15 protein-coding genes are annotated in these 13196 nt (G+C 72.3%); 9 read left to right on the top strand and 6 right to left on the bottom strand.

The annotated features are described in order from the left end of the window. Positions 1-3 precede the first annotated feature (3 nt). Positions 4-537 carry a GNAT family N-acetyltransferase gene (locus DV20_RS18900; RefSeq protein ID WP_043782043.1) on the top strand — a complete coding sequence of 178 codons (534 nt, stop codon included), beginning with the start codon at positions 4-6 and terminating at the stop codon, positions 535-537. Here the strand turns inward: DV20_RS18900 and DV20_RS18905 are convergent. Beyond that, positions 527-994 carry a nitroreductase family deazaflavin-dependent oxidoreductase gene (locus DV20_RS18905; RefSeq protein ID WP_043782213.1) on the bottom strand — a complete coding sequence of 156 codons (468 nt, stop codon included), beginning with the start codon at positions 992-994 and terminating at the stop codon, positions 527-529. The two genes, DV20_RS18900 and DV20_RS18905, sit on opposite strands and share 11 nt — an antisense overlap. Before the next feature lie 282 nt (positions 995-1276). Between DV20_RS18905 and DV20_RS18910 the strand changes: the two genes are divergently transcribed. From DV20_RS18910 to DV20_RS18925, 4 genes are all read left to right on the top strand, one after another. Next, on the top strand, positions 1277-1906 hold the full coding sequence (locus DV20_RS18910) for a class I SAM-dependent DNA methyltransferase (protein ID WP_043782044.1): 630 nt from the start codon (positions 1277-1279) through the stop codon (positions 1904-1906). A gap of 95 nt (positions 1907-2001) precedes the next feature. Next, the gene (locus tag DV20_RS18915) at positions 2002-3180 is read left to right on the top strand and encodes a PucR family transcriptional regulator (RefSeq protein ID WP_043782046.1); all 1179 of its coding nucleotides are present in this window, start codon (positions 2002-2004) and stop codon (positions 3178-3180) included. Between the two features lie 56 nt (positions 3181-3236). Next, the gene (locus DV20_RS18920; protein WP_043782047.1) at positions 3237-3716 is read left to right on the top strand and encodes a DUF2975 domain-containing protein; all 480 of its coding nucleotides are present in this window, start codon (positions 3237-3239) and stop codon (positions 3714-3716) included. Further along, positions 3716-3928 (top strand): helix-turn-helix domain-containing protein, encoded by a 213-nt coding sequence (locus DV20_RS18925; RefSeq protein WP_043782048.1) that lies wholly within the window; start codon positions 3716-3718, stop codon positions 3926-3928. Before DV20_RS18920 ends, DV20_RS18925 begins: the two co-directional genes overlap by 1 nt. On the opposite strand, the gene DV20_RS18930 is transcribed toward DV20_RS18925, so the two are convergent. Beyond that, on the bottom strand, positions 3925-4401 hold the full coding sequence (locus DV20_RS18930; protein WP_043782049.1) for a MarR family winged helix-turn-helix transcriptional regulator: 477 nt from the start codon (positions 4399-4401) through the stop codon (positions 3925-3927). The two genes, DV20_RS18925 and DV20_RS18930, sit on opposite strands and share 4 nt — an antisense overlap. 93 nt (positions 4402-4494) lie before the next feature. Between DV20_RS18930 and DV20_RS18935 the strand changes: the two genes are divergently transcribed. After that, complete coding sequence (locus tag DV20_RS18935; RefSeq protein WP_200876461.1) at positions 4495-4908, top strand: RidA family protein; 414 nt, start codon at positions 4495-4497, stop codon at positions 4906-4908. An 84-nt stretch (positions 4909-4992) separates the two neighbouring features. Here the strand turns inward: DV20_RS18935 and DV20_RS18940 are convergent, their stop codons facing one another. Next, a complete protein-coding gene (locus DV20_RS18940) occupies positions 4993-5508 on the bottom strand; it encodes a hypothetical protein (RefSeq protein ID WP_043782051.1) in 516 nt (171 codons plus the stop codon). 253 nt (positions 5509-5761) lie between these two features. Here DV20_RS18940 and DV20_RS18945 point away from each other — a divergent pair, with 253 nt between their 5' ends. Beyond that, positions 5762-6829: a DUF3068 domain-containing protein gene (locus tag DV20_RS18945; RefSeq protein ID WP_043782053.1), complete on the top strand. Its 1068-nt coding sequence runs from the start codon at positions 5762-5764 to the stop codon at positions 6827-6829. Here DV20_RS18945 and DV20_RS18950 read toward each other — a convergent pair. Then, complete coding sequence (locus tag DV20_RS18950; RefSeq protein ID WP_043782056.1) at positions 6826-7521, bottom strand: class I SAM-dependent methyltransferase; 696 nt, start codon at positions 7519-7521, stop codon at positions 6826-6828. The genes DV20_RS18945 and DV20_RS18950 overlap by 4 nt on opposite strands. Positions 7522-7673: 152 nt before the next feature. Here DV20_RS18950 and DV20_RS18955 point away from each other — a divergent pair, with 152 nt between their 5' ends. Next, positions 7674-8906: a glycosyltransferase family 4 protein gene (locus DV20_RS18955; protein ID WP_043782058.1), complete on the top strand. Its 1233-nt coding sequence runs from the start codon at positions 7674-7676 to the stop codon at positions 8904-8906. 906 nt (positions 8907-9812) lie between these two features. On the opposite strand, the gene DV20_RS18965 is transcribed toward DV20_RS18955, so the two are convergent. Next, the gene (locus DV20_RS18965; protein WP_043782061.1) at positions 9813-9995 is read right to left on the bottom strand and encodes a hypothetical protein; all 183 of its coding nucleotides are present in this window, start codon (positions 9993-9995) and stop codon (positions 9813-9815) included. Between the two features lie 3 nt (positions 9996-9998). Further along, positions 9999-11675 (bottom strand): hypothetical protein, encoded by a 1677-nt coding sequence (locus DV20_RS18970; RefSeq protein ID WP_043782063.1) that lies wholly within the window; start codon positions 11673-11675, stop codon positions 9999-10001. A gap of 70 nt (positions 11676-11745) precedes the next feature. Between DV20_RS18970 and DV20_RS18975 the strand changes: the two genes are divergently transcribed. Beyond that, the gene (locus DV20_RS18975; RefSeq protein ID WP_043782064.1) at positions 11746-12948 is read left to right on the top strand and encodes a polysaccharide biosynthesis protein; all 1203 of its coding nucleotides are present in this window, start codon (positions 11746-11748) and stop codon (positions 12946-12948) included. The last annotated feature ends 248 nt before the right edge of the window (positions 12949-13196 follow it).

Raw genomic sequence — 13196 nt, forward strand, 5'->3', positions numbered from 1 at the left:
GGTATGGACACCCCGTTGAGCACCGACCGGCTCGTGATCCGGGACTGGACGCCTGCCGACGCCGAAGCCGCGTTCGCCATCTACGGCGCGGAAGACGTCACGCACTGGCTGACCCCGGCCATGGACCGGGTCGGCGACATCGGCGCGATGCGCGCGGTGCTGAACGCCTGGCAGGAGGCGCAGCCGAACCTGCCGCCGCCGCGCGGCCGGTGGGCCGTGGAGCGCAAAGAGGACGGCGCGGTGATCGGCGGCCTCGGCATCCGGCTGCTGCCGCCGTTCGAAGAGGACCTCGAACTGAGCTGGCAGCTCAGCCCCGGCGTCTGGGGCAAGGGCTACGCGTCCGAGGCGGCGACCGCGCTCATCGAGTGGGCCTTCACCCAGGACACCGAGGAGCTGTTCGCCGTCGCGCGGCCGAACAACACGCGGGCGATCGCGGTCGCCAAGCGGCTCGGCATGAACTGGGTCGGCGAGACCGACAAGTACTACAACCTGCGGCTGCAGGTGTACCGGATCCGGCACACCGACCTCATCGGCTGACCGGCTCCAGCAGGAAGACGCGGATCTCGCGGTGCCCGGCCCGCACGGCGTACCGGTCGTACGCGGGCCAGTACGCCGCGACCGCGTCCCACGTCTCCTGGCGCTCGTCCCCGGTCAGGAGCCGCCCGGCGACGTCGACGGTCCGGCCGCCGACGGCCACCGTCGCCGCCGGGTGGGCGAGCAGGTTCGCCGACCACGCCGGGTGCGCCTCGCCGCCCCAGTTCGAGCCGATGACGACGTACCCACCGGCCCGCTCGACGTAGAGCAGCGGCACCTGCCGGGGCTCGCCGCTGCGCCGCCCGATGGTCGTGAGCAGCAACGTCCGCAGCCCGACCGCCGCGCCGACGCCGACCCGGCCGCCGCTGAGCCGCAGCAGCACCCGGTCGGCGGGCACGAGCGCCCGCCCCAGCAAGGCGAACGCCCTGCTCTTGCCGAACCCGGCGAAGACACCCCGCAAACCGGTCACGGCGGAACCCTAGCGCCACGAAACCCGCCCACCCCGGCCCGGCACCTCGCCCCGCGCCCATCCGGCACCCCGCCCGCGCCCACCCGACGCCCGACCCGCCTATCCGGCGCCCACCCCGCCCTTATCCCGCCCTTATCCCGCGCTCACCCCGCGCCCATCCGGCGCTCATCCGCGCCCATCCGGCGCCCGCCCCCACCCACCCAGCGCCCACCGCGCGTCTTGAACGAGCCATTCAAGACCTCCGGCCGGCGGGTTCTGGCAAAGTGGGCGACCGTGACCCGCCCCGAAACCGCCGCCGAGGTGTTCGACGCGCTCGGCACGGACTACGAGCACGCCTTCCGCACCGCGACCGCGCAGCGCGCCGCGATCACCGACCTGCTCGACGCGCTGCCGCCTGAAGCGGCGGTGCTCGACCTGGGCGCCGGCACCGGGCGGCCGGTCGCGGAACTGCTGGTGGCCGCCGGCCACGACGTCACCGGTTACGACGTCGCCCCGAAGATGGTCGAGATCGCGCGGCGCCAGGTGCCCGCCGCGCGGTTCGAGCTCGGGGACATGCGCGAACTGTCCTTCGAGGACACCACCTGGGACGCGATCACGGCGTTCTTCTCGATGCTGCAGCTGCCCCGGGCCGACCAGGAGACCATGTTCGGCCGCCTCGCGGCCTGGCTGAAGCCCGGCGGCCTGCTCGTCTTCGCCACCGTGCCCGCCGACGTCGACGGCGTCGACATCGTCTTCATGGGCCACCCGGTCCGCGCCTACAGCTTCGCCGCGGGCCCGCTCAAGGAGCGGTTGGCGGCCGCGGGCCTCGAGATCGTCCGCGCGGACGAAGCACTGTTCGTGCCCGACCACCCCGGCGCCGGCCCGGAGCCGCACGTCTACCTCACCGCCCGCAAGCCGGCCTGAGCCGCCGAGCTCGCCCGACGCCGGGCCCCCGACGGACATGAATTTTGCTCAACTTCATGCGTGTCCCGGGCGGTGGACCCGAGCTAAAGTGAGGGATGGGCATCGAAGCTCTGGCCAGGCCGGTACCTCGCGAACACCGCGAGCTCCTGCGCGAGATGCTGGCCCGGCTCCCCGAGTTCGCCGATCGCCTGGCCCGGTTGCTCAGTGCGCAGGACGAGTTCTACCGGCAGGTCGAGGCGGTCGCCCCGGGTGAGCTGCGGCAGGTCTGCCGGGCCAATCTCGAGCGAGCCCTGACGGCGCTGGCCGAAGGCCACGGCCTCGCCCTCGACGCCGCCCGCAAGACCGGGCTCGCCCAGGCCCGCCAGGGCATCCCGCTGCCCGCCGTGCTGCGCGCGTTCCGGATCGGCGGCACCTTCGTCTACGAAGGACTCCTCGAGCTCGCCGGCCCGGAGTTCCTCAACCCCACCCGGACGATCGAGATCAACTCCTACGTCTGGAAGGCGATCGACCTCTACTCCGACGCGCTGACCACGGCGTACGAACAGGTCGCGGCCGAGCCGTCGCACGCGAACGCGCGGCTGCTGGACGACCTGCTGCGCGGCCGGCTCGCCGGCCAGGCGGACATGGAGGCCGCGGCGCGCGAGCTGGGCCTGCCGACCGCGGGCATGTTCGTCGCCGTCGTCACCGAACGTGTCGAGCCGGACGAGCACGACTCGGTCGAGGCGCTGCTGCGGGCGCGGCGCTGGCGGTCGGCGTGGCGGCCCGGCGGCGAGGCGGGCCTGGTCGCGATCGACCGGATCGAGGACGTCCGGCGGCTGCGGGACGTGCTGGGTTCGCTGCCGGTGGCGGCCGGGATGAGCAGGCCGTTCAGCGGCTTCCCCGACGTCCCGGACGCCCTGCACCGGGCCCGGATCGCCCGCCGCTCGCTGCCGGCGGCGACCGCGGGCGTGGTGGTGTTCGGCGATTCGCCGGTGACGACGCTGGTCGCGGCCGCGCCCGGGATGGCCCGCGACGTCGTCCGGTCGGCGCTGGCCGGCGTGCTCGCGCTGCCGGGCGCGGACCGCAAGGTCCTGCTGGACACGCTGCTGGCGTGGTTCGCCGGCCACGGCTCGGCCAAGGACGCCGCGGACCGGCTGTTCGTGCACCCCAACACGGTCCGTTACCGGCTGCGCCGCGTGCAGGAGCTGACCAAGCGCGACCTCACCGACCCCGTGGACATCGGCGAGCTGTACGTCGCCCTGGAGTCGGTGCGGCTGGATCCGGAGCCCGACTGATCGCTTCTCGATCACTACCGATTGACTTTCGATAGGAACCACGCGATAGTCGGCGCATGGTTACCGAGAAGTGGGCCGTTGCCGCGCTCAGATTCTTCCTCGTCGTGCTGTTCGGCGTCCTCGTCGTGTTCCAGACGCTCTCGCTGCCGGGCAGCATCGCCTACCACGCGCAGCAGAACCCGCACGACGCTCCGCTGCGCTGGCCGTTGACCGCCATCGCGGTGTTCCTGGTGCTGTGCGTCCAGGTGGTGGTCGTCGCGACCTGGAAGCTGCTGACCCTGGTCAAGAAGGACCGGATCTTCACCACCGCGTCCCTGAAGTGGGTCGACGCGATCGTCTGGGCCATCGCGGCCGCGTGGCTGGTGGTCGCCGGCCTGCTGCTGTTCGTCGGCTTCAACGCCGACGACCCGGGGATGCCGATGCTGCTGTTCCTGGTCACCGTGGCGATCACCGTGCTCGGCCTGCTGATGGTGGTCATGCGTACGCTCCTGCGCCAGGCCACCACGCTCCGCTCCGACCTGGAAGCGGTCATCTGATGCCGATCGTCGTACGCATCGACGTCGAACTGGCCAAGCGGAAGATGAGCGTCGGGGAGTTCGCCGAGAAGGTCGGGCTGACACCGGCGAACGTGGCGGTGCTGAAGAACGGGCGGGCCAAGGCGGTGCGCTTCAGCACCCTGGAAGCCATGTGCCGGGTGCTCGGCTGCCAGCCCGGCGACCTGCTCGAGTGGGTCGAAGACGAGGGTTAGCCCAGGTCGGCGGGCCGCACGCGCAGCTTGGCGGCGATCTGGGCGAGCGCCTGCTGGTCGGCCGCGGTGAGCGGGTCGAGGACGGCGAGGACGCTGCGCACGTGCGTCGGCGCGGCCGCCTCGACCACCTCGAACCCGGCGTCGGTGAGGGCGACCAGGGTGTACCGGCCGTCCTCGGGGTCGGGTGAGCGCCGCACCCAGCCGCGCTGCTCGAACCGCTTGACCACATTGGACAGCCGGGACAGCGAGCCGTTGGCGAGGAAGGCGAGTTCGCTCATCCGCAGACGGCGCTCCGGCGCCTCCGAGACGTGACTGAGCGCGAGGTACTCGAAGAGCGTGAGGCCCGCTTCGCGGTGCAACGGCGCCTCGAGCCGTCCCGGGAGCAGCAGGATGAGCGAGACCAGCCCGGTCCAGGCTTCCTTTTCGGCCGGGCTGAGCCAGCGCGGGCCTTCGCCGCCGTGATCCGTGGCCATGACGGCACCCTACCCACCGTGTTATGACTTCACGCGTGAAGTAAATCTGTGCTACGGTGACTTCAAACGTGAAGTCAATTGAAGGGATTTTCCGTGAGCGAGTTCTTCGTGACGCCCGGCTACGGCCCGCGGCACCTGGCGGCCCTGCACTACAGCCAGGCGGTCCGCATCGGCGACCGCGTCGAGATCTCCGGCCAGGGCGGCTGGGACGACGACACGGTGTTCCCGGCGGACCTCGAGGAGGAGATCGTCCGCGCGTTCGACAACGTGGAACGCACCTTGGCGACGGCGGGCGCCACCTGGGCCGACGTGGTGGCGGTGGACTCGTTCCACATCCCCACGGCGGAGGACACCATCGGCGACGACCACACGCGGGTCATGGTGGAGCAGTTCCGCAAACGAATGGGCGACCGCGCGCCCATCTGGACGCAGATCGGGGTGGCGGCACTGGGCGCGCCGGGCATGCGCGTGGAGATCCGGGCGACCGCGGTGGTCGGCCAGGGCTGAGCCGCCCCCGGGGTCTTGAACGACTCGTCCAGGGCGTGGGAGGTCCTGACCGGCTCAGTCAAGACACCGCGGGCCGGGTGCGGGCTAAGCCGCGTCGGCCTCGACCAGGCGGGCCAGCTCCAAGAGGGCTTGCTCGAAGCCCGGGCCCGCCGTGAGTGCCACCGTCAGCGGGCCGCCGCGCCGGTCCCGGCCCACCGGGAGCGTCACCGCCGGCTCCGTCCACGGGGGACGGTCCACCCCGGCCGAGACGACCACGTCCGTGCGGGGCGGCCGGCCGCGGCGGCCGCCGGCGTCGAGGTCGAGGACCACGTTGCCGTGCAGGGAAAGCAGGGCGGCGACGTCCGCCACCGCGTCCCGCAGCTCACGGTCGGCGATCGAGTCCGAATGCGCCCCGATCGCCGGCCGGGGCGGGGCCGGGTCGGCGGTCAGCCGGGGGACGATCACGCCGAGGTCCCCGGAGGCGCACGTCAGTACCCGGATGCCGGGCACGCCCGCCAGCGGGTCGGTGAGGCTGATCCCCGCGCCGGCGGCGGCCGCCACGATCCGGGCTCGCCAGCGCGCGGTCGCCGCGATGGCGACCTTCGATGGGTCATGGGGCAAAAGTCGAGCACTCCTCTGCGGTCCGGCGCGGCGGCGGGGGGATCGTCCGATGGTGGGCCCACGTCCGTTGTGCCCGGGAACAAACATGTTTGGCCGCTTGGTCCGAACGGCGGTGCCCGTGCCGCCTTCCGGTCGCACCGGACGTCTGTGACCGCGGGTCACACTTTGACGCGCGACGTGGCGCGGGCCACTATCCGTGCACCTGATTACCGCCGGGTAATTTGCGTGTCCGAAGTACGACCCAGGAGGACCGTTGCGACGAGCTTTGGGCCTGATCTTGCTGGCACTGGGGGTCTTCGCGGTCGCCGGGGCGGTGCTGCTGCCGACCTACGTCTACCCGAGGCTCGCCAAGGTGCCGCTGGACCAGGATTCGACGTCGGCGCTGGAAGGCACCGCGAGCAAGGTCCTCGCCGTGACCGACAGCGGCTCCGGCCCGGTCACCGAGATCCGCGAGAACGCGAAGCTGACCGCGACCGCCCGCGTCCAGGCGAACTTCACCCGGCCCGAGATGCACGCCGACACCGACTACGCGGTCTGGCTGCTCGCGGTGCAGGTCAAGGACGACGCCGACGGCACCGTGCTCAGCGCGAGCAAGCGGCAGGTCTGCTTCGACCGGCGCACCTCCGAGGGCTACGACCCACGCGGGGACGCCGACCCGAAGTGCACCAAGGAAAGCAGCTACGTCACCGAGCTGAAGGACAAGGCCGACAAGGACGGCGAGAAGCCGCCCGAGCAGAACGTCTACCAGGCCCAGCCCGGCCTGAACTTCAAGTTCCCCTTCGGCACCGAGCGGAAGGACTACCCGGTCTACGACGACAACACCGGCAAGGCCGTCACCGCCAAGTTCACCGGCACCGAGGAGGTGAACGGGATCGAGACCTACAAGTTCGTCCAGAACATCCCGGACACCAAGCTCGAGACGAAGTCGGTGCCCGGCTCGCTCGTCGGGGCCACCGAGTCGAGCGTGGACGCGGACCTGTACTACCGCGGGGTCAACACGATGTGGGTGGAGCCGGTCACCGGCGTCCAGGTGAAGCAGCAGCAACAGCAGCACCAGGAGCTGCGCCGCACCACCGGCAACCCGACCGTCGTGTTCGACGGGACACTGGCCTACAACGGCAGGACGATCGCGCAGATGGTCGACCAGGTCGACGAGAACAAGGGCAAGCTGGAGTTCCTGTCGAGCACCGGCCCGCTCTGGCTCGGCATCGGTGGCGGGGTGCTGATCGTCGTGGCGGTGTACCTGCTGGTCCGCCGCCGCCCGGCCGCTCCGCCGGCCCCGCCGCAGCGGCGGCGGGTCCCGGTCGGCGCGGACCGCTAACGCTTCCGCAGAACCAGAACCAGATTCCAGGACGCTATTTCACGTAGGCCGGGAATCCGCACGATCCACATCGCCCAGCCCGGGTGGTACCGCGGATACCCGGCCACCAGATCGGCGAGCGGCGTCGCCTTGGCCCAGCGAAGCGCGGCGCCGACCGAAACGGGAAACAAGCTTTCGCCGAATTTGTTCTTCGGCTGCTTCCCGAGTTTCCTGGCGTAGCGCTGCCGGGCGTAGTAGCCGCCGAGGAAATGCCACGGCGCCGTCTCGTGACCGCCCCACGGCGAATACCACGGCGTGAACGAGGCGAAGACCGTGCCGCCGGGCTTGGTCACCCGGCACATCTCGTCGAGCATGACCCACGGCTCGGCCACGTGTTCCAGCACGTTCGACGAGTAGCAGATGTCCACGGATCCGCTGCGCACGGGCAGTTCCGTGCCGCTGGCCCGGATCATGTTCTCCCCCGGCTCGCCGCGCGCGGACAGTTCGCCGACGTCCGGGTCCAGGCCGAGGTAGACCGCGCCTGCCGCGCGGAAGGCGTCGGAGAAATAGCCGGGGCCGCCGCCGACGTCGAGCACCGTGCGCCCGGACAGCGGAGCGTGCGCCGCCAATTGCCGCACCGAGTCGGTGGCCAGTGCGGAATAGAATCCGTCCGGGTCCGTCTGCTCGGTGAGAAACGTGCGGAAGAGGGTCACGGAACGACGGAGCGTGGCGCGATGCGGCTGCGCCGTCGCGACGAGAACCGGATTACCTGCCATTGAACCGTCGCTTTCCCGAATACGTTCATCTAAGGTGTACGCACCAGTAACCTAGCAGAAGTTTGGATAACCCGATGGAACGTCCTCGCGTGCTCCTGCTCAACTGGCGCGACACCGGCCACCCCGAAGGCGGTGGCTCGGAGCGGTACGTCGAGCGGATGGCGGAAGGCCTGGCCAGAGCGGGGTACCGGGTCGAGATCCAGTGCGCGGCGTACCCGGGCGCGACGGCGGGCGAATGGCGCGACGGCGTCCGCTACCGGCGCCGCGGCAACAAGTTCGGCGTGTACGCGCACGCGTTGCGCGCGACCCGCCGGGCCCGCGCCGACCTCGTGGTCGACGTGCAGAACGGCATGCCGTTCTTCGCGAAGCTGGTCGCCGGCTGCCCGGTGCTGGTGCTCGTGCACCACGTCCACAAGGAACAGTGGATCAGCGCGCTCGGCGAGACGCTGGGCCGGATCGGCTGGTGGATCGAGTCGCGGCTGGCGCCGTGGCTGTTCCGCCGGTGCTCCTACGTGACGGTTTCCGAGGTCACCAAGGCGGAACTGGCGGAGCTGGGCATCGGGCGCGAGCGTGTCACGGTGGTCCCGAACGGCCTCGACGCGCCCCCGCCGTGCACGTCCGGACGGGACAGCGAACCCACGCTGGTCGCGGTGAGCAGGCTGGTGCCGCACAAGCGGATCGAGCACGCCATCGACGTCGTCGCCCGGCTGGCGCGGCGCTGGCCGTCCCTGCGGCTGGAGGTCGTGGGCCAGGGGCCGTGGGACGAGGTGCTGCGCGCCCACGCGGCTTCGCGCGGGGTCGCCGACCGGGTGGTCCTGCACGGCTGGGTCGACGAGCAGGCGAAGCACGAGATCCTCGCGCGCTCGTGGCTGCACCTGTGCCCCTCGGTCAAGGAGGGCTGGGGCATCGTCATCATGGAGGCCGCGGCCCACGGCGTGCCCTCGGTCGCCTACCGGGCCGCCGGCGGCGTGACGGAGTCCATTGTGGAAGGCCGCACCGGCCTGCTGGCCGACGACTTCGAGGATTTCACCGCCCAGGTGGACGGTCTCCTCGCCGACGGCCCGCGGCGCGCCGAGATGGGGTTGGCGGGCGCCGAACGCGCCGGGAGGTACAGCTGGGACACCAGTGCCGGGCAGTTCGAGTCACTCGTGCGGGACGTCTCCGGGCAGCCGGTCCCCCGGCCCCGCACCCTGCTCCCGCACCGCGTCCCGGAACTCAGCCAACAGCCGGGCGGCCGCCGCCGCGTCGAAGTCCTTGCGGCGAGCTCGCACGGTGACCGTGGTGCGGCCGCCGGTGGTCGCCGCGCCGAACGCCACGCCTGACCGGCCGCTCGCGGCCGGGTAGAACGCCAGCGTCCGCACGGTGTCCCCGGTGGACACCACGCCGAGGTTCGACACCAGGAACGTCGACCCGAGCCTGCTCGCCAGCAGCCGGGTGCCCAGCCGGGCGAGGCGGCTGCTGCGAGCCGGGAAGTCCGGCTCCGGCGGCTGGGCCGCCAGCACCGCGGCGACGTCCGCGCCGCGCGCCGGCCGCAGCCGGAAGAACGCGCTGTCGTGCACCGGTTCCGGCGCCGCGCCCGGCCTCCGCGACGCGCCCAGCGCGGCCACCACGCGGGCCGTGCGGGCCCCGTGCGCGCGGTTCCAGCGTTCGGTGGCGGTCACGGCCGCCGCGACGAACCCCGCGGCCCCCAGCCGCAGGCGCGGCTCGTGGCAAGCCACGAAGACGTCCCCAGGGGCCTGGTGCCCACGTTCGGGGGTGATCCGGCCCGGCGGCAGGAAAAGCGCCTCAGCGAGCCGCTGAAGGGCCGATACGGCAAAGGGTTTGCCGCCCGTCCGTTCCCCGATCCCCCGCGCCGCCGAGGAAACCGGGACGTCGAGCAGGATGCCGAGCAGCGAGAGGAGGCCGAGACCGTCGAGGGCGCCGTGGTGCGCGGCGACGAGGAGAGTGGCTTCGCCGACGGCGACGCGCACCAGTGGCGCGCCGCGTTCGTAGGGCGCCGAAGCGAAGCGGTCCCGGACGTCCGCCAGGTCGCCGATCCGCTCGATCCCGGGCAGCGCACCGAGGTGCGGGTACTGCTGGATCGCGGCCGCCAGCCGGGCCCGGAGCTTCTCCGGTTCCGGTGCGGCCGCGCCGAGTTCCGCTTCGAGGAGGATGCTCCAGGAAACGGTGGGGTCGCCGTAGAGCCCGACGACGCGGTGGGCGTGGTCGGAGGCGAGCCGGGTCACGCGTCAGCGGTCCCCGTAGAGCTTGAGCGGGTGGTCGGCAGGGTTGTACTTCACCTGCGCGTTGAGCTTCTGCTGCACCGGAGCGGCGGTGTCCGGGTCCGCGGAGGTGATGAGAGCGAAACCTCCCGCTGTCGCCGCTCCGCCGCCGATGATGACGGCGACGATCGCGCCGATGACCGTGCCCACGAGTCACTCCTTCCGCGGCGGGAGAATCCTGCCGCGGCCCAATGTACGCATCGGTAACATGCGGCACAACACCGCGACGCACAGCAACGCGAGCGCTACTCCGTTCGCCAGCAAGGCCGGCGCCCACGAGATCGCTTTCACCGACGGCACACCCGGGGTGCGGTACAGCGTCAGCCAGTCACCGGACCACACCTTCGTCGCGTCGGCGAGCAACCGCGGGTCGACGTATCCCGGTGTCCCGTGTTCGACGAGGATCCAGCCGACGCCCGCGGCGGTGAGTTCCCGCGCGGACGCCGCGGCGCGGACGTCGCCGACCCGTGGGTCCTCGCCGGCGATGCGCTCGGCGCCGACCTGCAGGGTGTCGTCCACCAGCACGGGTTTCGGCAGCGCGCGCGGCGCCGGGTCGAGCTGCGTGCGGTCGGCGTTCCAGGCGAACCCGCGGAACGTCGAGAGCGGCAGCGCCAGCACGTCACCGGGCCGGTCGCCGAGCTGTTCGGCCACCGCCCGCCAGTCGGGCGGGTACTGCGCGGTGCCGAGCCGTCCCCAGCCGCCCCACGCGAGGTCCGGCATGGTCAGCAGCGGGAAGACGACGGCCGCGGTCACCAGGGCGACGCGGCCGCTTTTCAGCTTCGCCGCCGCGGCTTCGACGGCCAGCGCGAAGCCCATGGCGAGCGGCAGGGCCCACCACGCCACCCATTTCTGGGCGTCCCGCAGCAGTCCCGCGCCGGGCAGGTACCGCGTGGCGGCGGCCAGCAGCGCGTCACCGCCCGGCAACGTCGCCAGGGAAGCCAGGAAAACACCCAGGACGCCGAGCGCGGTCAACGACCGGACCGGCGCCGTCCCCCACCGTCGCGCCAGCGGCCGGAGCCCGGCGATCGCGAGCGCGACGACGATGAGCGTCAGCACCGGAACGAGCGGCACGGCCCGGCTGCCGGGCACGGTTTCGGCGTTCCAGATGCCTCCGAGCCCCAGCACGCTCAGCAGCGCGGGGCCCCAGCTTTCGGTGCGGGCGCTGAACGCCGCGACACCGGCCGGGTCGGAGAACGTGCCGCCGGCGTTGAGGAACGTCGGGACCAGCCACGGCAGGTTGAGCACGATGGCGAGCGGGATCGTCTGCCAGAGCCGCCGCGAGCCGGCGGCCACGACCATGACGGCGGCCGCGAGGATCCCACCCGGCGGCGTCAGGACGGCCGGGGCGCAGGCGATCACCAGCCTCGGCAGGGACCGGGGTTCGTGCTCGCGCGCGGCGAGCCCGGCGCCGGCGATCCACGGCAGGGCCGCGTACGTCAGCAGCAGCGGCCAGTGCCCGATGAACAGCCGTTCCGCGAGGTAGGGCGTCCAGGCGTAGGCCGTCGCGGCGACGAGCCGGGTACCGAGGTGTTCGGTGGGAACGAGCCGTCCGGCGCCGAGGGCGGCGAAGAAGACGGCCAGGAGCAGGACGACCTTCTGGACGATGTCGCCGGGCAGCACGGTGGTGGCGAGCGCGACGGCGGCGTCGGCGGGGACGGACCGCGGCAGCGTGCTGCCGATCCCGAAGGCGTCCGGCACGAAGTACTGCCGTGGCGCGAACACCATGTCGTAGCTCAGGACGAACCCGCGGCCGAGCAGCGGCGCGCAGACGGCGACCGCCAGCACGGCGGACAGCACGGGGAGGGCCAGCCGCCTGCCCGGTGCGTCCACGGCCCTTCCTTTCCGTTGCGCGCGCGGTTATGGTCCCTGGTCATTACCCACCGGTAACGGGAGCCCGCCGTTGAGCGTAGCCACCGAAGTCCCGGCCCGGACCGGCAACCGGGTCGCGGCGATCCTCGTCTCGCTGGCGCTCGCGGGCAACAACGCGGCCAGTTACGTGCTGAGCCTGGCGGCCGCGCGGATCCTCGCGCCGGGCGCGTTCGGGGAGCTGAGCTCGCTGCTGGCGGTGCTGGTGATCGGCGTCGTGCCGGCGATGGGCCTGCAGACGGTGGTGGCGCTGCGCGTGGCTCGTTCGCCGTCGCTGTCCCCGGGGTCGTTGTTCGCGCTCGGCCTGGTGACGAGCGCGATCGTCGCGACGACGGCGTTGACGCTGAGCCCGTTGCTGGTGCTGTTGCTGCACCTGGGTTCGCTGGCCCCGGCCCTGCTGGTGACGGCCGCGCTCGGGCCGCTGACGCTGCTGGGTGTGTTCCACGGCCTCCTGCAGGGCAGCCACCGGTTCGCGGTGCTGTCCGGCCTGATCGCGCTGGAGGGCGTGGGCAAGGTCGGCGGGTCGCTGGCCGGGCTGGTGATCTCGGGGTCTCCGGCCGGGGCACTGGCCGGAGCGGCGGCCGGGTCGCTGGCGGTGGTGGTGGCGGGTTGGCAGCTGTGCGGCCGCCCGCGTCCGCGCTGGGCCGACCGCCACGGCGGCGAGGTCTTCCACACGGCGCAGGCGATGCTGGCGCTGGTGCTGCTGGTGAACCTGGACCTGGTGCTGGCCCGGCACACGCTGCCGTCTTCGGAGGCGGGCGAGTACGCGCTGGGGGCGATCGTCACGAAGATCGCGTACTGGCTGCCGCAGGCGGTCGGGGTGCTGGTCCTGCCGCGGTTCGCGGTGTCCGACCGCCGTCGCCGGGTGCTGCCCGTGGCGCTCGCGGTCTGTGCTTGCCTGGACGCGGTGGTGCTGCTGGTTTCCCTGGTGGTGGGCCCGGCGCTGCTCGCGGTGATCGGCGGCGCGCGGTACACGGGGAGCACGATGCCGGTGTGGCCGTTCGCGCTGGCGGGCTCGATGCTGGCGCTGGTCCAGATCCTGCTGTACGCCCGCTTGGCCGACGGCGACCGCCGCGTGACGGTCCTGATGTGGTCGGCGGTCGGCGTGGAGGCGTTGCTGATCACGACGTGGCTGCACGGTTCACCCACCCAGGTGGTCACCGCGGCGGCGTGCACCGCCGGCACGCTGGCCGCGGCAGGCGCGATCCTGGAGCTCCGCCCGCGCAAACCGGCCTGAGCAGCCCCCGTTTTCCACGCTACCGCCAACCACCGACAATCCCGGATTCCCGCGCGCCCCATCGCGTACCTGGCCGGACGACACGCGTTCCCAGCCGGACGACACGCGTACCTCAACGGACGACACGCGAACCGACTCTCCAAGCACACGTGTCGTCCGCCCACGCACACGTGTCGTCCCCCCCAAGCACGCGTGTCGTCCGCCCAAGCACACGTGTCGTCCATCCGCGTACGCGTGTCGTCCATCCG

It is taken from the genome of Amycolatopsis rifamycinica, from assembly GCF_000695625.1.
Taxonomy (GTDB): domain Bacteria; phylum Actinomycetota; class Actinomycetes; order Mycobacteriales; family Pseudonocardiaceae; genus Amycolatopsis; species Amycolatopsis rifamycinica.

Bases quoted from the DNA above. Each gene is read 5' to 3' on its own strand.
- DV20_RS18900 (WP_043782043.1), top strand. From the start codon at position 4: ATGGACACCCCGTTGAGCACCGACCGGCTCGTGATCCGGGACTGGACG.
- DV20_RS18915 (WP_043782046.1), top strand. From the start codon at position 2,002: ATGGGCATCGAAGCTCTGGCCAGGCCGGTACCTCGCGAACACCGCGAG.
- DV20_RS18920 (WP_043782047.1), top strand. From the start codon at position 3,237: ATGGTTACCGAGAAGTGGGCCGTTGCCGCGCTCAGATTCTTCCTCGTC.
- DV20_RS18925 (WP_043782048.1), top strand. From the start codon at position 3,716: ATGCCGATCGTCGTACGCATCGACGTCGAACTGGCCAAGCGGAAGATG.
- DV20_RS18930 (WP_043782049.1), bottom strand. From the start codon at position 4,401: ATGGCCACGGATCACGGCGGCGAAGGCCCGCGCTGGCTCAGCCCGGCC.